Consider the following 18990-nt stretch of genomic DNA (forward strand, 5'->3'; position numbering starts at 1 on the left):
AAGCCCATGGCGGAATTACTGAAAGACAAATATTACAATGCGGCGTCTCTGCGCGATTTGGGGCTGAGAATAAAGGCGGCGGCCCCCGCCTTTCCGGTGGAGCGGTTTGTGGCGGACACGCTGGACGAGGCTTGGCAGGCCCTGGGACTGAAAGAGCGCATGCGGCAGGTTACCGTCAACCTGGGCCGGTACCTGTCGGACGACTATGCCCGGGCGCTGGCCATTCTGGACGAGACCGCCGCGGGGTATCCCGCCGGGTTTAACGACTACGCCTTAATGATCTTCCCGGATTTTGTCGAGGTCTACGGCCAGCAGGAGGCCCATTGGGACCTGTCCGTGGCCGCGCTGGAGCGGTATACCCCGCTGTCCTCCGCCGAGTTTGCCGTGAGGCCCTTCATTATAAGGGATGAAGCCCGCATGATGCGGCAGATGGCGCTCTGGGCCGGGCACGACAACGCCCACGTCCGCCGGCTTGCCAGCGAGGGCTGCCGGCCGCAGCTGCCGTGGGGCCAGGCCCTGCCCCGCTTCAAGGAGGACCCGGAGCCGGTTCTCGCCATTTTAGAGCGGCTGAAAGCCGACCCGTCCCTGTATGTGCGCAAAAGCGTGGCCAATAACCTGAACGATATTTCCAAAACACATCCGGACCGGGTTGCGGGCCTCGCGCGGAAATGGTACGGCCAGAACAGGCACACAGACTGGATCGTAAAGCATGGGTGCCGGACCCTCCTTAAAAAGGGAAACCCGGAGGTGCTGGAGCTCTTTGGGTTTGAGGACGCCGCCAGCATCGAGGTGGCGGGCTTTGCGCTGGCGGCCGCGGCGGTGGCCATCGGGCAGGACCTGGTCTTCACCTTTAAGATCAGGGCTGGAAAGGAAGCCCGGGTCCGGCTGGAATACGGCATCGACTACGTGAAAGCAAACGGCCGGCGCAGCCGGAAGATCTTCCAGATATCCGAGCTTTCATTAAAGGCCAATCAGGAAAAAACCTACACGAAAGTCCAATCCTTTGCGGATTTGAGCACACGAAAGCACTGCCCCGGCCCCCACGCGGTAACCCTTATCGTCAACGGCGCGAAGCGGGGCACTCTGGATTTTGAGCTGCTGCCAGCAGAGGGCCGCACGGGCTCAGAAGGGGAATGACGCATCAAAAAAGAGGCGCAGCCTGGAAAAGGCCGCGCCTCTGGATTCAATAAATCCGTATTTAAGTTGTCGCCAAACGGTTCGATACAGCGGTGTACGCCAAAACAGCGTATACCGCTTTTTTAATGGAAGCCCTCAGCGCCCATGGCGGTGAGCCCCTCGCGCACCCTCTCCTCGGCCAGCTTTGGCAGGTTCTTCCAGTCGGCCCGGGTGTAGTCCGTGGTGTCGATGGGAGGCAGTACCCGGATCGCCACCTCGGCCGGGTGAATCCACAGGGTGTTCCGGCCCATGAGCTTGTCCGTGTCCTTCATGCAGAAGGGAACCACAGGCACCTTGTTGTTCTGGGCAATCTTAAAGGCCCCGCCCTTAAACTCGCCCAGGTACCCGTCCTCGGTGCGGGTGCCCTCAGGAAAGACGACCATGGAGTAGCCCTCGGCCACCCGGCGCTCGGCCTCCTTGATGTTTTTGATGGCCTCCCGCGGATTGTCCCGGTCCAGGAACACACAGTGCAGGGCCTCCATCCACGCGCGGATCAGCGGAATTTTGCCGATCTCCTTCTTGGCCACCAGCGGCTTGGTGTCGTCGCCCAGATAGCCCAGAACCAGGGGGATGTCAAAGTAGCTGCGGTGGTTGGAAACGTAGACCGCAGGCCCCTCGGGCATGTTTTCAAGCCCCTCCACCGTCACCGTGCCCCCGGCGGTGCGGATCATGCTCCTGGCCCAGGGCCCGACCTTTCGGCGCACCAGCGCGTCGTGCCCGGCCATGTCGCCCGCGGCCGCGAGCCTGCGGGCCTTGAACCGGCTGGGTAAAAGGGCCAGCTGGTACAGCCAGAAATGGATAAACCATAGAATTGTTCTCAAAATGCTCTCCTTGTCAATGTATTTCCGCCACGGCCAGTTTGATCCTGACGCCACGCTCCGCGAACATGGACTCGTGCTCGGTCACGATGTTGCCCGGGTATTCATCCGAGGCGTGCAGGTCCCGGATTAGCGTGGTCACCTGAAAGCCTGAGGCCTCAAAGTATTTCAGCGACGCCTCAAACAAAGGGTCGTCATCGGTCTTGAAGTGGATCTGCGCCCCGGGAACCAGGAATTTTTTGTACTGCTCCAGCTGCCGGGTGTGCGTCAGCCGCTTTTTCTGATAACGGCGCTTGGGCCAGGGATTGCAGAAGTTGATGTAGATGCGCTCCACCACGTCCTCAGGGGCGAGCATTTCCCCGATGCGGGCAATGTCCCAGGCTGTCAGGCGGATGTTGTCCACCGCTTCGGGCGCGTAGGCCTGCTCCACGTTGCGCTTGGAAAGCCCCAGCACCGCGTCGATCATGTCCACGGCCAGGTAGTTGACCTCAGGGTGGCGACGGCCCAGCGCCGCGATAAAGGTGCCCTTGCCGCAGCCCAGCTCCAGATGCAGGGGCGCCCGGCGCTCAAAAGCCTCCTGCCAGCGCCCCCGCATGGCCGTGGCCTCCGGAATGAAAAACCCGCAGGATAAAAGCTCGGGCCGGGCCCAGGGTTTTGGTCGAATATGCATAAATGCCCTCCGTCAATGGTTTTGTTCAAAAAAACAAGATTAATTCCTAAGATATATTACCATTTGACCCGGCATCCGTCAATTTTAAATTATTATCCGAAGTGTTAAAAAAAGTAAAGCTATTTTTGCGGGATCTGTGATATAATTTGCTTAGACAAGTATACTACAGCGGTCGTCGACAATGGGCAAACGGCTGCGTTGCAGACTTTTTTAAATTCAGTTACATATTGTAGATATGCGCCTTCATTTAAAAACGCCTGCGCCTTGCATTTTGCCCATTCTCTTAGACCGTTGGTCGTCCGGCCGTCGATAAAGAACAAGCTGCTGCGTTGCGAGCGTTTTTAAATTCAGTTACATATTATGAATATGTGCCTTCATTTAAAAACGCACACGCCTTGCATCTTGTCCTTTCTCTTAGGCCGGGGAGTTGGCAATGGGCAAACGGCTGCTTTGTCGACTGAGATTCATTATTTAAAATTTATATAAACTGATAGATAAACTGGAGAGAGCATTATGTTAGAAATGTTGATCAATGCCATCGAGGAGCTGGATGAGGAGAAGGTTCTGAAGATTGTGAAACGCTGTGTGGCGGCCGGGACGCCGCCCAAGGATATCTGGATGGCCCTGAACAAGGGGCTGGAAAAGGTGGGGCTGCGCTACGAGACCGGCGAGTACTCCATCGCGGATCTTATGGTGGTGGGCATTATTTTTGAAAATGTGCTGGAGTACACCAACATGTGTGATATTTACGACGGCATCGAGGCCGGGGAGTTTGGCAAGACCATGCTGCTGGGCACGGTCGAGGGCGATATCCACGACATCGGCAAGTCCATTTTCAAGGGCGCCATGCAGGCCGGCGGCTTTATCGTCAGGGACCTGGGCGTGGACGTCAAGGCCCAGGATTTTGTGGAGGCAGCCCGGAAGTACAAGTGTGACATCATCGGCCTGAGCGCTGTGCTCACCGACTGTATCCCCTCGGTTAAGGAAGTGGTGGACGCCTTTTCGGAGGCGGGCATGCGGGATCAGGTCCGGATCATCATCGGCGGCTGTGTGGCCAACAAAACCGTCAGCGATTTCGTGGGCGCCGACGCCTACACCAAATCGGCCATCAAAGGGGTGGAAATCTGTCAGGGATGGTTAAAAGATGAGCAAAAATGAAGTTAAATACCTCAACATTGCCGATTCCATTAAGATCAAGATCCTCAGCAATATCTATAAGCCTGGCGATTTGCTGCCATCGGAGAACAGCCTATGCGAGGAGTACGCTGTCAGCCGCATGACCATCCGCAAGGCCATCGAGGTGCTCATCGGCGAGGGCTACCTGATGTCATCCCCGGGCAAGGGCACCTATGTGCGGGAGTACTCCCTGAACAAATTTGACGTGGGCTTCAAAATTGACGAGATCATCCGCGGGGGCTACAGCCATGCCAAGCTCATCCACGCCAAAATCATGGCCCCCACTATCGAGCTGGTCTACCACCTGCAGGTGGCGCCCAAGACAAAGATCGTCTGTATCCGGTCCATGCTGTTCCAGGGCGAGCGGCCCGTGGCCCTGGATGAGAAGTACATTCCCTATTTTCCGGGCATGAACATCAAGGAGGACAGCTTCAGCTACCGCGACATGGTCAGCATCATCTTTGGCGAGCACTACGGCTTTGGCTACTGGGAGGAGATCTTTGTCACCGGGGTCATGACCGACGCGGAGATCGGTCCTTTTTTTGAGGAAATGACCGGAGAACCCCGGAAGAAGCAGAAGTTTATGATGCTCTTTGAGCAGAAGCTGTACGATTCCGACGATATTCCCATCGGCTATGGCAAGCTGTATGTGGAGAGCGACCTGTGCCGCCTGCGCGGCAATTCCAGAGTGTAGAGGTGTGCTGTGAAGACCTATGAATTTATTCTGAATGATATTCAGGCCAAAATCGAAAAGGGTGAGTACAAGCCTGAGGCGCAGCTGCCCTCGCTGCGGGAGTTCTCAAAAATCTACACGACCACGCCGGTCACGGTCAAGAAAAGCCTGGCGATCCTGGAGGAGCGGGGCTATGTGTACGTGGTGGACCGCAAAGGCTTCTTTGTGAGTTCGAGCAACCATAAGACCTACACCATGATCTTCCACGAGACCAAGAGCATCGACCATCTGACCGACATCCGCCTTGAGGAGATCAAGGAGGTGAGCGGCGCCAGCCTGCGGCAGCGCTTTGGCCTGGATGTGCCGGACCATACCCGCTGCCTGCGGGCCACCCGGATTCTCTACAACCGGGACATGCCCATCGGCCTGGACATCAAGTACATTATCCACAATGTCCGCAGCGCCTCGCCGGTCAGAAACCCGGAGCGGCTCATGGATTCGCTGAACCTGGTGCTGGGCAATTACGACATTTATAAGGAGCTTGAGATCACCCTCATGACCGACAACGCCCCGGTCCGGGACACCCTGTTCATCGACGCGGACGACGGCGTCTTTGCTTTCCGGCAGACCTACCGCACCGAGAGCGGCCAGCTCGTCGGGGTATCGGAAACCTATGTGCCCTGCGAGGAAATGCAGTTAAAAATGAAATATTAAAGTGAAAGGGTATCGCCGCGATACCCTTTTTTTGAGTTGTGAAAAAGCTTTAACGTAAGCGGCAGTTTGCTACAAAACCACAAAAGCCTCCGGCGGGATTTATGGAATGACAAGCTATTGATATATACAGTTATATGATCTGTTATATATTTTTTAACCAAATTCTATTGACAGAAATCGTTGCACGTGTTATAGTTGTAGCATACTTGTATATGACACATGGTCCGGACCCAAGTGTTATCAGTTTTTATGGAGGGGAAAAATGAATAAAAACGAAGTGACAAACGAAAGCATCAGCGGCTTTACCCGGAACGCGGTAATTGGTATTATCAGCTCCGGTGCGGTAGTGGTTTACCTGACATTCCTGATCCGGTATGTCTTTTACGAACCGGTTTTACAGAGCCTCGCGCTCTCCAACGAACAGCTTGGTGTGCTCTACGGCCTTTACGGCACCACCGCCATGATTTCCTATTTACCAGGCGGTATTCTGGCAGACAAGATTCGCGTCAAATACCTGGCGACTGCCGGCTTTGGACTTTCTGCAATTTTAACTTTCTGGTACGCGACGCTGCCGAGCTATGAGACCCTGAAGGTGATCTTCCTGCTCATGGGGGTCTGCACCACCTTTATTTACTGGGGCGTCCGCTATAAGGGCATCCGCCTGGTCAGCACAGACAACACCTATTCCAGAAACATCGGCATCAGCTACGGGATCGTCGGGATCCTCGGCCTGGTGGTCAACTTTATTTCCATGTGGATTTTTGACCTCTTTGCAGATCCGGCTTCCGGCTTTAACATGGTGCTCATGTTCTATGCATTCTTAAACATCGCCTTTGCCCTGGCGTCCTTCTTCCTGATTCCGAAGTTTGAGGGCGAAATCATTAAAACCAAGAAGAAATTCGACTTATCCGAGCTGGTGGCAGCTGTTAAGCACCCCGGTGTATGGCTCACCACCCTGTGTATGTTCTTTACCTATACGGTTTATACCTCGCTCAGCTACACCGTGCCTTACGTACAGGCCGTGTTCGGCGCCAGCGTGGCCATGGCAGCGCTCATGGGCAATATCCGTATGTACGGCACCTCGCTCTTTTCATCACCGATCATCGGGGCCCTGGCGACCAAGATCAAATCGCCGGCCAAAACCATTCTGCTGTGTATGGCCGTTACGGCTGTCTGCCTGTTCGTCATCGTTCTTGCGCCGCAGACCGCAGGCTTTATGGTTCCGGCCATTATCCTGATCATGATCCTGTCCTTCTTCTTAAGCGGGGCATACGGGGTTGAATCCTCACTGTTCACAGAAACCAAGGTACCGGCTGCCATCTTCGGCTCTGCCTCTGGTATTCTGTCACTGATCGGATTCCTGCCAGACATGTTCGTGTCACCGATCGCGGGCAAATGGCTGGACAGCTACGGCAACCAGGCCTATACCTATATCTTTATCGCCCTGGGCGTTAGCGCGATCCTGTCCATGGGCTGCGCGCTGCTGGTACTGGTCTACAATAAGAAAAAAGGGATCTCAATCGAAGAACCCGCTGAAGAAACACAGGCATAATATAAGAAAACAACTAGGGAACTTGAAGGAGAGAAATAACATATGGAACTTGAAAAACTGTTTTTACAGGCCAAGGATGTTGAGTTTATTCACGAACAATCCGCAAAATTACTGAAGGAAACCGGCTGTGTGTTCGAGGATGACCGCGCGGTTGAAATTTTCAAAAAACACGGCGCCACCGTGGATGGCTATACCATTCATTTTACCGATGAGCTCATTGCCAAGGGCCTGTCCACGGTCAGCCAGGAATTTGATATCCTGCGTCCGGACGGCACCAGCTACCACATGGGCGGGGGAAGCCTGACCATGGCCACAGCCGGCAGCCCGCCGTACGTGATGGAAAACGGCGAGTTCCGTTTTGCCGAAATGCACGACTACGTCGATATCTGCAAGCTGGTACAGACCAGCGACTGCATCGACATGACCCATTTGCTGCTCTGTGACACCTATGATGTGCCGAGAGAGGACCGATCCTACAACATGGCCGCCGCCCTGTTAAACTACACCACGCTGCCCATCTCGCTGACCGCCCTGGCCACCAAGCTGCACGATTCCGGCACTGTTGCCACCAACGTGGTCAAAATGATCCAGGATTTCGTGGATGTCCATGACCAATATGTGGCTGTCGGCTGTATCAGCCCGATCTCACCGCTGGCCTGGGTTAAGGACAGCCTGGACGCCATGTTTGCCTACTGCGAGCTCAATCAGCCCATGCAGCTGGCCACCTGCTCGCTGCCAGTGCTCACAAGCCCGGCCTCCATTCTGGGCACCATTATCCAGAACAACGCCGAGCTGCTGGCTGTCACGGTACTCATCCAGCTCATCAAGCCCGGACTGCCCATCTTCTACGGCAACACCTCCACCTCCACCAACCTGAGAGCTGTGTCCATGGCTCTGGGCAACAGTGAGACCGCTCTGATTTCTCTGGCAAGCGCGGCCATGGCCAAATATTACTGCATGCCGTTCAGAACCTCCGGCGCCCTCAACGACGCCATTGACGTGGACTACCAGGCAGGGGTTGAATCCACCCTCAACCTGATGAGCGGCACCCTGAGCAGCACAGACCTGATCTTCTTCAGCTGCGGTATGCTCAGCGGCTTTAACGTCAGCTCTCTGGAAAAATACATGGCGGACGAGCAGCTCATCAAGATGCTGAAGCGCATGACCCAGGGGATTGCCATTGACTACAATAAAGATTATACTAAAGAGATCAGCAAGGTGGGCCCGAGAGGCAACTTCATGTCTGGCCGCACCCCCAAGGAATACCGCAACGAGCACTATGTGCCGGATATGTTTGTGAAGGTGGACTACAACACCTGGCAGACAGAGGATAAAAAATCGGTCAAGGAAAAAGCATCAGAAAAGGTAGCTGAACGCCTGGCTGCCTATCAGGAACCGGAAAAGACACCGGAACAGATGAAAGTGATTGAAAAATATTTAATTAAGTAAACGGCATAGACGGGCGCGCAACAGGCAGGCCCGTCTTTGTTTTTTGAATCTAAGAAACGGAAGTGGAATATGGACCCGCAAAAAACCAAAATCCCCATTGATAAAACCATCTTTTTCGGCGCGCTGCTGCTCATGCTCCTGGTATCCGCGGCGTGTCTGGCCTTTCCGGAGCAGGCCATCGCTGTGTCCGGCGTGCTCAGAAACTTTGTCATCACAAAATTCGACTGGTTTTTCCTGCTCTTTGGCCTGGGGGTGTTTATTGTCTGTATGGTGGTGGGCTGCAGCCGCTACGGCAGGATCCGCCTCGGCGGCGAGGGGGAGAAGCCGGCCTACAGCTTTTACAGCTGGCTGGCCATGATTTTTTTCTCAGCCATTGGCTCATCGGCCATCCTGTGGTCAGTGTGCGAACCGTTAAACTATATCGCGTCACCGCCCTTCGGCTACGAGCCCTACTCGCTGGAGGCCTTTAACATTGCCATTCCCTACGGCCTGTTTCACTGGGGGCCTGTGGCCTGGTCCTTTTACGCGTTGTCCGGGCTGGTGGTCTCCTACTATTTTCTGGTGCTCAAGCGCAAAAACCTCAAGATATCCGGCGTGATGACCGACCTGATCGGTGAGAAAGCCGCCAAGGGCGTTCCGGGCAAGGCCATTGACATCGTGACGATTTTTGCAACCTTCTGTACCTTCGCTCCGGCCCTCGGCCTGGGGGTGCCCCTGCTGTCAGTGCTTATCTGCAAGATCACCGGGCTGCCCGACACCACCGAGCTGCAGGTGCTGGTGCTGGTGATCTGGATGTTTATTTTTTCCATCAGTGTCTACCGAGGCCTGGACAAGGGCATTAAGATTCTCAGCGACATCAACATGTACCTGCTCATCGGGGTCATTCTGTTCATTTTCTTTGCCAGCGGCGCGCGCTATATTCTGGCCGCCTCGGTCGAGGAATTCGGGACCCTGCTCAGCAATTTCCTGCGCATGAACAGCTACAGCGATGTGTTCGGCGGCGGGACCTTTGCCCAGGACTGGACGGTTTTTTACTGGAGCTGGTGGGTGGCCTCGGTGCCTTTCATGGCTATTTTTATCGCCAGAGTCTCCAAGGGACGCACCATCCGCGAGCTGATTTTCGGCATCATGGGCGCCGGCTCGGCCGGAACCATGGCGATCTTCTGCGTGCTGGGGAATTACGCCCTCAAGCTGCAGCGCAGCGGTGTGGTAGACCTGGCCAGGATCAACGCCGAGCAGGGCAGCAATTACGCGGTGCTGGCCATGCTGGACCAGCTGCCCTTTAAGAATGTGATCATCGTGGGGGTCATTCTCCTTTACTTTGTATTCCTGGCCACCTGTGTGGATTCCTGCGCCTTTACCATGGGCTGTATCGCGTCTAAGGAGATGACCGACATCAGCCAGCCGGCCCGCTGGAACCGCCTGTCCTGGTCCATCGCCATCGCCATACTCGGCGTGGCCGTGCTCAAGCTTGGCGGTGGTATCAGCGCTCTCCAGACCTTTGTCATTGTCGTGGGCCTGCCCTCAGCCCTCCTGACCATTGCCATGACCGTGCTGCTGTTCCGGTGGCTGAAAAAGAGAGAGATAAAAGAAAAGCTGTAAAAGACAACCCGTATTGCCATGATACGGGTTGTTTTTTTGTACGAACTAAAACGCGCCTTCCCCTTTGGCACAAGCCGGGAGCCAGTGCGACCGGCGCTCTCAATGCTGCTGCGAAGTGGCAGCAACCTAAGAGGGACCCGGATACGTTAAGGAAGCGGCGTAGCCCGGGACTGCGCCTTTTATCCAGATAAGAAAAAAGAACCAGGCGCTGTGGTGAACGGTCAGGAATCGTGCCGCTTTATCGGAGCAGCCGGACACCGGTAAGATAAAACGTCAGCTTTAGCGAGGAAGATATGGTTGCGAGCGCAGTACCCGCAGGCCGCTTTTTTCTTTCTTAGGTAAAAGGCTTCGTCTCTTGAGTTTAACGGTACGGTCTGAAATGCGCCATACCAAAAAAATAAAAGATAAATTTTTGATATGTGCTTGACTTTTTCTCCAAAGAAATATACCCTATAGGGGTATAGAGTAAATGAGGAGGAAATCATGATGACTTGGCTTAAGGATGAGGAAAAAAGAACGGTTGCGACCATGATTATTTCAGCGCTGGCGCTGGGGATTCATTTTGTGGCGGGCGGCCGGCTGGCCTTTGATTTATCGTGGATTGCGGTTGTTTTGTGCGGCTTTCCGATTATCATCGGTGCGGTGGTTGCGGTGATAAAGGAATTTGACATCCGGGCGGACGTGCTGGTCTCCATCGCCATCATCGCCTCTGTGGCGATCGGCGAGGTTTTCGCGGCGGGCGAGATCGCAGTGATCATGACCCTTGGCGGATATCTTGAGGAAAGAACAGTGAATAAGGCCCGGAAGGGCATCGAGCGCCTGGTGGACCTGACGCCGGAAAAAGCCCGGGTGATCCGGGGCGGAATAGAAGTGATGGCCGCTGTAGAGGATGTGGCCGTCGGTGAGGCGGTGCGGGTGCTGCCCGGAGAAAAGATACCCGTGGACGGCATTGTGCTCTGCGGCGATACGGCGGTGGATCAGTCCCTGATGACTGGGGAATCGCTGCCGGTTGATAAGGAAAAGGGCGACGAGGTTTTCTGCGGCACCATGAACCAGTTTGGCACAGTGGATATCCGGGTGACCAAGGCGGCTGAGGATAGCTCCCTGAAGCGGATGATCCGCCTGGTTGAGTCTGCCGACGCGGGCCGGGCGCCCATTGCGCACCTGGCAGACCGCTGGGCCACGGTTATTGTGGTGCTGGCGCTGACAGCCGCAGTTATCACGGGTCTGGTGACTGGAGCGCTGACCCGCGCGGTCACCATTCTGGTCGTGTTCTGCCCCTGTGCGCTGGTGCTCGCCACGCCAACAGCCATCATGGCTGGAATTGGCAACGCGGCTAAAAACGGGATTCTGATCCGGTCCGGAGACGCGCTGGAGCGGCTCTCGGCCATCGACCGTGTCGCCTTTGATAAAACCGGCACCATCACCTACGGAAAGCCCTGTGTGCGGGCCTTTGAATGTGATCAACCATGGGAAAAGGAGCCGCTGCTGCGGTGGACGGCGGCCGCCGAAGCCCGTTCGGAGCACCCGCTCGGCAAGGCGGTCTCAGACTATTATGCTCAAGAGCGCTCAGAAACGCTGCCAGAGCCGTCGACTTTTGCGATGCTGCCTGGCAAGGGTGTCCAGGCTGTGGTGGAGGGGCATGAAATTGCAGCTGGGAACCGAAAGCTGCTGGACGCCATGGGCGTTTCTGTGACGGAAAGCCTTGAAAAATCTGCGGAAAAATACTTGAAAGAGGGCGCTACCCTTATTTATATCGCGGTGGATGGAAAAGCAGCGGGCTACGCGGTGCTGGCCGATACCCTGCGCAACAACGCGCCAAGTATGGTTGAGAAACTGAGGGCGCAGGGGCTTAAAACCGCCCTGATCACCGGGGACCACCGGTCCGCGGCCCTCTATATGGCCGATCGGACCGGCATTGACACCGTCGAGGCTGACTGCCTGCCCGAGGATAAAATCGAGGTGGTCAAACGCCTCCAGTGGAAAGGCCAGGAGAAAGTCTGCATGATCGGCGATGGCATCAACGACGCGCCGGCCCTGAGGACAGCCGACGTGGGCCTGGCCATGGGCGATATCGGTTCAGACATTGCCATGGACGCGGCCGACGCGGTATTTGTGGGCGACGATGTGATGAAGGTGCCTTACCTGATGACCCTGTCCCGGAAAACCATGCGGACCATCCGCGTCAATATTTTCCTGTCCCAGGCCCTCAACGCCGTGGCTGTTGTGCTGGCCATGACCGGAATCATGGGGCCGGTGGCCGGCGCGCTGGTCCACAATGTGGGCTCGGTGGCAGTCATCATCAGCTCGGCCATGCTGCTGAACTTTAATCAGAAAAAAAACGAAAAGGACCGGCAGAAGACAGCCGGTTCCCTGGGATTATCGCAGCCGTAGGCTGACCTCGCCAGAGACGATGGACTGAAAGGTTCCATCGTCTTTTTTTAGGATCAGATGCCCCGAGTCGTTGATGTCGCTGACCACACCCTCCAGGGTTTCACGGCCGTTCAGGATGGTGACGGGCTTCCCGATCACCATGGAGTGCTTCCGGTAGTCGGCCATGACCTCACCGGGCTCGGGGATGCGGGTGAGGCGGCTCAGGCTGTTGACCAGCTCAGCGGCCAGGCGGCTCCGGAGCTGTCCGTCCGGGGCTTTCTTAAAGAGAGCGCCCGCCACAGGCTGAAGGTCTTCCGGAAAACCCTGCTTTGGTTCGGTAAAATTAATGCCGGCGCCGAGGACAATGTAGTCAATATTGCCGGTTTCAAAGTCGGCCGCGGCCTCGGTGAGGATGCCGCAGATTTTCTTATCCTTTATATAGAGATCGTTGACCCACTTGATCTCAGGCTCCAGGCCCGTGACATCCGCGATGGCCTGGCGGATCAGCACGCTGGCGGCAATGGTGATGAAAAGGGATTGGCTGATGGCCGTACCGGGCCTCAGGATGATGCTCAGGTAAATCCCGGAGCCGTCCGGTGAAAAAAAGGCGCGTCCCATGCGTCCGCGCCCGCCGGTCTGGGACTCCGCAATGATGACTGTGCCGTCCGGCGCCCCGGCCAGCGCGCGCTCCTTACCAAAGCTGTTGGTCGAGTCAAGGGAGGGGTACACCTCCAGGCGCTCTGCCTGCTGCGGGTTCTTCAGCCAGGGACCGATGGAGGCAGCGGAGAGAATGTCGTTGCCACTGCACAGCGTGTAGCCCCGCCGGGTTTTGGACTCGATCTGGTAGCCCTTATCTTTGAGGGCCTTGACGGCCTTCCAGACCGCGCTGCGGGACAGGCTCAGCCTTTCCGCCAGCGCCTCGCCGGACACGGGCTCGCCGCGGTTTTCCTCCAGTATTTTTAAAAGGTCAGTTTGTGTGGACATGGGCAGTTCTCCTTTGTGGTTTCTGTTATTATTATAAGATAGAAGAAAAGCAGCGGTCAATCTAAGAATCCTCAGGCAGCAAAATATTACCGTTTTCCCCGCTTAGAATCTTTAAATAAACCTTAAAAAGGTTACAGGAGTAAAAATATGACTTTTATATTTAAAAGAGGAAAGCAATGAAAAAAGGAATATTTTGCCATCAAATTGAAATGATTCTTAACTGCTGGACAATTTAATGCCTATTTCAGTCAAAATAATCTAAAATGTCAAAAATTTGGTTAAAAAAGTGCACGTTTGTGTTATAATATTATTCAAACAAGAGTTTTGAAGTATGATCATTAAGATAAAGAGGTTAATCTATGAGAGTCTTATTAAAAATCACAGATATCATCGATGTAGAAGTGCTGCAAAAAATTCAAGATTCTTTTTCAGATGCAACAGGCTTTGCGACCATTACCGTAGATTACAAGGGAAATCCCATTACGGAATACAGTAATTTTTCAGGTTACTGCACCAAGGTCCGTGAGGACGCCAAGTGTCTCGAGTGCTGCTATCGCTCCGATGCGCACGGGGGCATTGAGTCCGCCCGCTCTGGCAAGCCTTCGATCTATATCTGTCATGGAGGCCTCGTGGATTTAGCGGTTCCGATTATGGTCAAGGGCAACTACCTGGGCGCGATCATGTCCGGGCAGGTCCGGATTGACGAGGAGGGAATGAAAAAGCTCCCGCTGGGGTCGGTTTCCGAGCTCACGGATTTCTCGGGCAATCCGGAACTTCAGAAGCTGTATGATCAGACGCTGGTGACCACACTGAAGCAGGTTCACGCCGCTGCGGACCTTTTGTATACGATTGCCAATTATCTGGTCGAAAAGCAGATGATCCACATCATGCAGGAGGAACTGCACAACAAAAACCTCGAGCTCATGGAAGAGGTCAAGCTGCGAAGCGAGGTGGAGGCAGCCCTGAAGGAAGCGGATCTCAAGGCGCTGCAGGCCCAGATCAACCCGCACTTCCTCTTTAATGTCCTCAACACCATCGGCCGTCTGGCCCTGCTTGAGAACGCCGAAAAGACCCAGGAGATGATCTATGCCTTTTCGGATATGATGCGTTATACTTTAAAAAAGGAAAACACCAATATCGTTACGCTGAAGGAGGAGGTCGAGCATGTGCGCAATTACCTTTCCATTCAGAAGATGCGCCTGGGCGAACGTCTGGATTACTCCATTCACATCGACGAGGACGCCGAAGAGGTGATGTGCCCCTTCATGACGATCCAGCCCTTTGTGGAAAACGCGATCAACCACGCGATTGAGCCCCATGCTGCCGGCGGCAAGGTGATGATTACCGGGGAGCAGGACGGCGATATCGTGACGGTCCGCATTATTGACGACGGAAAGGGAATCGCTCCGGCGTTAATTGAAAAGATCCTTGATGGCAACTACGACCCAGAAGCGCAGGGTAATGACAAAAATACGGGTATTGGCATCAATAACGCCAATAAACGGCTAAAATATTATTATGGCCCTGAATTTGGTATTAAGATCAACAGCGAGGTTGGTAAAGGGACTGAAGTGATGATTAAGATACCCCGTAAGGCATTATTAGGGAGAGGTTTAAATGTATAAATTATTTATCGTAGAAGACGAACATCTGGAAATTGAAGCGATTGAATTGATTTTGAGTCAGTACGGTAAAAATATCACGGTCATTGGAAAAGCATCTTCAGGGCGTGTCGCCCTTGAGGAGATCAGGAGACTGGACCCTGACATTGTTCTGCTGGATATCAATATCCCAGAAATCAATGGTATTGATGTGCTGCGCGCCATCAAAAAAGAGGATCAGGAGAAAAAGGTTATTCTGATCACGGCCTTTAATGAGTTCGATTTTGCCCATCAGGCCATCAAAGCCCGTGTGGACGATTTCCTGTTAAAGCCCATCCGGCCCCAGCAGCTCATGGAATCCATCAATATGGTGATCTCTACATTAAAAGCGAACGCTAAAAATAAATTCGATGAAAAGATGAGCGAGGTTATTTTTGCGGTTGTGCAGAAAAAATACAGCGATGCCCGCAATGTGCTTACGGAGTACCTGGATCTGCTCTATGACCACTATGGCTATGACCTGATGTCCATCCAGAATGAAATTCAGCATTTTATGGAAGAATTGAACATTGTGTCCATGGATACCTGCGGCTATGACATCAAAAGTCCGCTGCGCATGAAGAACAACCAGCAGTTTGTGACCTCCTATAAAAACCGCTACGATCTGAAGGTCGAGATCATGAAGGTCATCGACAAGATTTTCGACCACCTCATGGATAATAAGGAAAACCGGAAGAATAATATCGAGGATATCCTGAATTATATTGACCGGAACTGCCATAAGGACATCTCGCTGGATCAGGTGGGCGAGTACGCCAACATGAGCTCCTATTATCTGAGTAAAATCTTTAAAAAGGAAACCGGTGTCAATTTTGTCACCTACCTCACCGAGCGCAAAATTGAGATTGCCAAGGATATGCTACTCAATACAGATGTGCCGATTATCAACATCGCGCTGGATTTGTCCTACCATGAGCCAAATTATTTCAGTAAGGTTTTTAAGAAAAGCACCGGCATGACGCCGACGGAATACAGACGTCTGCGAAAGGGCGACAATGGTGAGGGAAAAGAGGAGGAAAAGGAAATTTCCTGATCTTATTCTTAAAGCAAAAAAAGATGAACACATAAAAATCTGTAAAAAACAGGCTGTAAAAACAGGAAGTGCTGTTAAAAAATGCACTTCCTGTTTTTATTTTACGAAAATTCGCAAAATAATATCGTCAAAAGACAAAAAAAGACATGGCTTTAAATGGTAAAAGACAAAAAGAAACCAAATTGAAAACCGTTTTCAAAAAAAGCGGAGATCAGACAATATTTTTATAACAACAGTGCAAGTAATTACTCCCGCATATGGATTAAAATAGTAACAGTAAGAATATTAATATCAACCAAGGAGGGCAAAGCTTATGACAAATGAAGCTTTAGGTATGATTGAAACCAAAGGTCTTGTTGGCTGTATTGAAGCAGCTGATGCAATGGTTAAATCTGCAAACGTAGTATTAACAGGCTATGAAAAAATCGGTTCTGGTTTAGTAACCGTTATGGTTCGTGGCGATGTTGGTGCTGTAAAGGCAGCCGTAGACGCTGGCGCAGCTGCAGCTGACAAAGTAGGTCAGGTTGTTTCTGTACACGTTATCCCAAGACCACATCAAGATGTGGAAAAAATGTTACCTAGTTTTTAATCTAAATTTAATGGAGGTGTAGATTAATGAAAGATGATTTAATGAACAAATTGATGGAAGAAGTCATGAAAAAAATGGACGAAGTTGAAGAAACAGGTACTTGTGCAGCAGCAACTGGTGTTTGTGGCTTAACTGAATTCGTTGGAACCGCCATTGGTGACACCATTGGTTTTGTAATCGCTAATGTAGACTCTCAGTTACATGAAGCAATGAAAATTGACCCTAAATATAGATCAATCGGTATTTTATCCGCTCGTACTGGTGCCGGCCCTCAGGTTTTCGCAGCTGACGAAGCTGTTAAAGCGACCAACACAGAAGTTGTTTCCTGCGAATTCGCAAGAGATACAAAAGGTGGCGCTGGTCACGGTTCTTTAATTATTTTCGGTGCTGAAGACGTATCTGATGCTAAACGTGCTGTTGAAGTAGCTTTAAATGACTTAAACAGAACTTTCGGCGATGTATACGGAAACGACGCTGGCCATCTGGAATTCCAGTACACAGCAAGAGCTTCTTTCGCTTGTAACATGGTATTAGGCGCTCCAATCGGCAAAGCTTTCGGTATTGTTGTAGGCGCTCCTGCGGGTATCGGCGTATTAATGTCTGATGCTGCTTTAAAAGCTGCTAATGTAGAATTAGTTGGTTATGCTTCACCTGATAATGGTGGCACACAGTATTCAAACGAGTCCATGATTTTCTTCTCTGGCGACGCAGGTGCTGTTCGTCAAGCTATTTACGCTGCAAGAGAAGTTGGTAAACCAGCTCTGGAAGCTATGGCTGGTCCTGCACCATCTTCTACAACTCCTTATATTTAAGAAGCAGTAGCGAAATAGTTATAGAAAAGAGGAGGAATGACTATGAGATCAAAAAGATTTGAAGCGTTAGATGCTCGTCCGGTTAAAAAGGACGGTTTCGTAAAAGAATGGCCTGAAGTAGGTCTTATTGCAATGAATAACCCCGGAGATCCTACTCCGAGCTTAAAAATTGAAAATGGCGTTATCGTAGAAATGGATGGAAAGGCAAGAGCAGAATTCGATATGCTCGATACCTTCATCGCAAATTACGGTATCCGCACAGAAAAAGCACAGGAATACATGGCAATGGATTCTCTGGAAATTGCTCGTATGCTTTGTGATATCAATGTACCAAGAGCAACCGTTGTAGACATTACTACTTCCATTACTCCTGCTAAAATTACCGAAGTTTTAGGTAACATGACAGTACTGGAAATGATGATGGCACAGACAAAAATGCGTGCCCGCTTAATGCCTTCTAACCAGTGCCACGTCACCAACGTTAAAGATAACATGGTTCAGATCGCGTGTGACGCTGCTGAAGCTGCTATCCGTGGTTTCGACGAAATGGAAACAACCGTTGGTATCGCTCGTTACGCTCCTTTCAACGCTTTAGCGATCATGGTTGGCGCAAATGTTGGCCGTCCAGGTATCTTAACACAGTGTGCTGTTGAAGAAGCTACCGAACTTGACTTAGGTATGAAGGGCTACACCGCTTATGCTGAAACAATTTCTGTATATGGTACAGAACCAGTATTCATGGATGGCGATGATACTCCTTACTCTAAAGCTTTCTTAGCATCCTGCTACGCTTCCCGTGGTTTGAAGATGCGTTTTACATCCGGTTCCGGTTCTGAAGTACAGATGGGTTATGCCGAAGGTAAATCCATGTTATACTTGGAAGCTCGCTGCTTATACGTAACAAAAGGCGCTGGCGTTCAGGGTACTCAGAATGGTTCCGTATCTTGTATCGGTGTACCTGCCGGCGTACCTGGCGGTATCCGTGAAGTATTGGCTGAAAACTTATTAGCAGCATGTTTAGACCTTGAATGTGCTTCTTCTAATGACCAGACTTTCACCCACTCTGACCTTCGTAGAGTTGCTCGTTCATTAATGCAGATGGTACCAGGTACTGACTATATCTGTTCTGGTTACTCTTCTACACCAAACTACGACAACATGTTCGCAGGTTCCAACTGGGATGCTGAAGACTATGATGACTGGAACGTAATCCAGCGTGACCTTAAGATCGACGCCGGCTTACAGCCTGCTGATGAAGATACTGTTGTTGCTGCCCGTGCAAAAGCTGCCCGTGCTATGCAGGTTATCTTCCGCGAATTAGGCTTACCAGAAATCACCGATGAAGAAGTTGAAGCTGGTACATACGCTAACGGTTCTCAGGATATGCCTGACCGTGACGTAGTTGCTGACCTGAAAGCTGCTGAAGACTTAGTAAACCGCGCAACCGCAGTAGACTTCGTTAAAGCATTAGATCGCGGCGGCATGAGAGATGTTGCTGAATCGATCTTCAACATTCAGTTACAGAAATGTGCTGGTGACTACTTACACACCGCTTCTATGATCACATCTGACTGGGAAGTTGTTTCTGCAGTTAACTACATGAACGACTACCATGGTCCAATGACTGGTTATGTAATCAGTGATGAAAGATGGAAAGAAATTCAGGATATTCCATGGGCTGTTGACCCAGCCAGCATTTAAGGAAAGG

The 18990-nt window shown here is 52.2% G+C and carries 16 protein-coding genes; 13 read left to right on the forward strand and 3 right to left on the reverse strand.

The window, feature by feature from the left end; translation table 11 throughout:
- Positions 1-6 precede the first annotated feature (6 nt).
- Complete coding sequence (locus tag I2B62_RS14980; RefSeq protein ID WP_195269881.1) at positions 7-1137, forward strand: DNA alkylation repair protein; 1131 nt, start codon at positions 7-9, stop codon at positions 1135-1137.
- Between the two features lie 122 nt (positions 1138-1259).
- Here the strand turns inward: I2B62_RS14980 and I2B62_RS14985 are convergent, their stop codons facing one another.
- Positions 1260-1997 (reverse strand): lysophospholipid acyltransferase family protein, encoded by a 738-nt coding sequence (locus tag I2B62_RS14985; RefSeq protein WP_195269882.1) that lies wholly within the window; start codon positions 1995-1997, stop codon positions 1260-1262.
- A 13-nt stretch (positions 1998-2010) separates the two neighbouring features.
- Positions 2011-2664: a tRNA (guanosine(46)-N7)-methyltransferase TrmB gene (gene trmB / locus I2B62_RS14990; RefSeq protein ID WP_195269883.1), complete on the reverse strand. Its 654-nt coding sequence runs from the start codon at positions 2662-2664 to the stop codon at positions 2011-2013.
- Positions 2665-3177: 513 nt separating this feature from the next.
- Here trmB and I2B62_RS14995 point away from each other — a divergent pair.
- From I2B62_RS14995 to I2B62_RS15025, 7 genes are all read left to right on the forward strand, one after another.
- The gene (locus tag I2B62_RS14995; protein WP_195269884.1) at positions 3178-3822 is read left to right on the forward strand and encodes a cobalamin-dependent protein; all 645 of its coding nucleotides are present in this window, start codon (positions 3178-3180) and stop codon (positions 3820-3822) included.
- The gene (locus I2B62_RS15000; protein ID WP_195269885.1) at positions 3809-4534 is read left to right on the forward strand and encodes a GntR family transcriptional regulator; all 726 of its coding nucleotides are present in this window, start codon (positions 3809-3811) and stop codon (positions 4532-4534) included. Before I2B62_RS14995 ends, I2B62_RS15000 begins: the two co-directional genes overlap by 14 nt.
- Before the next feature lie 9 nt (positions 4535-4543).
- Positions 4544-5227, forward strand: a complete 684-nt coding sequence (locus tag I2B62_RS15005; RefSeq protein WP_195269886.1) for a GntR family transcriptional regulator — start codon at positions 4544-4546, stop codon at positions 5225-5227.
- A gap of 262 nt (positions 5228-5489) precedes the next feature.
- The gene (locus I2B62_RS15010) at positions 5490-6779 is read left to right on the forward strand and encodes an MFS transporter (protein ID WP_195269887.1); all 1290 of its coding nucleotides are present in this window, start codon (positions 5490-5492) and stop codon (positions 6777-6779) included.
- A gap of 42 nt (positions 6780-6821) precedes the next feature.
- On the forward strand, positions 6822-8228 hold the full coding sequence (locus tag I2B62_RS15015; protein ID WP_195269888.1) for a trimethylamine methyltransferase family protein: 1407 nt from the start codon (positions 6822-6824) through the stop codon (positions 8226-8228).
- Between the two features lie 69 nt (positions 8229-8297).
- Positions 8298-9830, forward strand: coding sequence for a BCCT family transporter (locus I2B62_RS15020; RefSeq protein WP_195269889.1), 1533 nt, complete (start codon positions 8298-8300; stop codon positions 9828-9830).
- 483 nt (positions 9831-10313) lie between these two features.
- Positions 10314-12224, forward strand: a complete 1911-nt coding sequence (locus I2B62_RS15025; protein WP_195269890.1) for a cation-translocating P-type ATPase — start codon at positions 10314-10316, stop codon at positions 12222-12224.
- On the opposite strand, the gene I2B62_RS15030 is transcribed toward I2B62_RS15025, so the two are convergent.
- Entirely contained in the window at positions 12210-13187 is a 978-nt protein-coding gene (locus tag I2B62_RS15030) for a biotin--[acetyl-CoA-carboxylase] ligase (RefSeq protein WP_195269891.1), read from the reverse strand. The genes I2B62_RS15025 and I2B62_RS15030 overlap by 15 nt on opposite strands.
- Before the next feature lie 359 nt (positions 13188-13546).
- Between I2B62_RS15030 and I2B62_RS15035 the strand changes: the two genes are divergently transcribed.
- The 5 genes from I2B62_RS15035 to I2B62_RS15055 all read left to right on the forward strand — a co-directional run bounded on the left by I2B62_RS15035 (position 13547) and on the right by I2B62_RS15055 (position 18983).
- Positions 13547-14812 (forward strand): PocR ligand-binding domain-containing protein, encoded by a 1266-nt coding sequence (locus I2B62_RS15035; protein WP_195269892.1) that lies wholly within the window; start codon positions 13547-13549, stop codon positions 14810-14812.
- Positions 14805-15881, forward strand: a complete 1077-nt coding sequence (locus I2B62_RS15040) for a response regulator (protein ID WP_195269893.1) — start codon at positions 14805-14807, stop codon at positions 15879-15881. The genes I2B62_RS15035 and I2B62_RS15040 overlap by 8 nt, the downstream gene beginning before the upstream one ends.
- A 313-nt stretch (positions 15882-16194) precedes the next feature.
- Positions 16195-16470: a propanediol utilization microcompartment protein PduA gene (gene pduA / locus I2B62_RS15045; RefSeq protein WP_013382334.1), complete on the forward strand. Its 276-nt coding sequence runs from the start codon at positions 16195-16197 to the stop codon at positions 16468-16470.
- A gap of 26 nt (positions 16471-16496) precedes the next feature.
- Positions 16497-17282, forward strand: coding sequence for a propanediol utilization microcompartment protein PduB (pduB, locus tag I2B62_RS15050; protein WP_013382333.1), 786 nt, complete (start codon positions 16497-16499; stop codon positions 17280-17282).
- Between the two features lie 42 nt (positions 17283-17324).
- Positions 17325-18983 (forward strand): propanediol/glycerol family dehydratase large subunit, encoded by a 1659-nt coding sequence (locus I2B62_RS15055; RefSeq protein ID WP_013382332.1) that lies wholly within the window; start codon positions 17325-17327, stop codon positions 18981-18983.
- The last annotated feature ends 7 nt before the right edge of the window (positions 18984-18990 follow it).

The sequence above is a fragment of the Eubacterium sp. 1001713B170207_170306_E7 genome (assembly GCF_015547515.1).
GTDB lineage: Bacteria > Bacillota > Clostridia > Eubacteriales > Eubacteriaceae > Eubacterium.

Coding starts and splice junctions, on each gene's coding strand:
- I2B62_RS14980 (WP_195269881.1), top strand. CDS start 7: ATGGCGGAATTACTGAAAGACAAATATTACAATGCGGCGTCTCTGCGC.
- trmB (WP_195269883.1), bottom strand. CDS start 2,664: ATGCATATTCGACCAAAACCCTGGGCCCGGCCCGAGCTTTTATCCTGC.
- I2B62_RS14995 (WP_195269884.1), top strand. CDS start 3,178: ATGTTAGAAATGTTGATCAATGCCATCGAGGAGCTGGATGAGGAGAAG.
- I2B62_RS15000 (WP_195269885.1), top strand. CDS start 3,809: ATGAGCAAAAATGAAGTTAAATACCTCAACATTGCCGATTCCATTAAG.
- I2B62_RS15010 (WP_195269887.1), top strand. CDS start 5,490: ATGAATAAAAACGAAGTGACAAACGAAAGCATCAGCGGCTTTACCCGG.
- I2B62_RS15015 (WP_195269888.1), top strand. CDS start 6,822: ATGGAACTTGAAAAACTGTTTTTACAGGCCAAGGATGTTGAGTTTATT.
- I2B62_RS15020 (WP_195269889.1), top strand. CDS start 8,298: ATGGACCCGCAAAAAACCAAAATCCCCATTGATAAAACCATCTTTTTC.
- I2B62_RS15025 (WP_195269890.1), top strand. CDS start 10,314: ATGATGACTTGGCTTAAGGATGAGGAAAAAAGAACGGTTGCGACCATG.
- I2B62_RS15030 (WP_195269891.1), bottom strand. CDS start 13,187: ATGTCCACACAAACTGACCTTTTAAAAATACTGGAGGAAAACCGCGGC.
- I2B62_RS15035 (WP_195269892.1), top strand. CDS start 13,547: ATGAGAGTCTTATTAAAAATCACAGATATCATCGATGTAGAAGTGCTG.
- I2B62_RS15040 (WP_195269893.1), top strand. CDS start 14,805: ATGTATAAATTATTTATCGTAGAAGACGAACATCTGGAAATTGAAGCG.
- pduA (WP_013382334.1), top strand. CDS start 16,195: ATGACAAATGAAGCTTTAGGTATGATTGAAACCAAAGGTCTTGTTGGC.
- pduB (WP_013382333.1), top strand. CDS start 16,497: ATGAAAGATGATTTAATGAACAAATTGATGGAAGAAGTCATGAAAAAA.
- I2B62_RS15055 (WP_013382332.1), top strand. CDS start 17,325: ATGAGATCAAAAAGATTTGAAGCGTTAGATGCTCGTCCGGTTAAAAAG.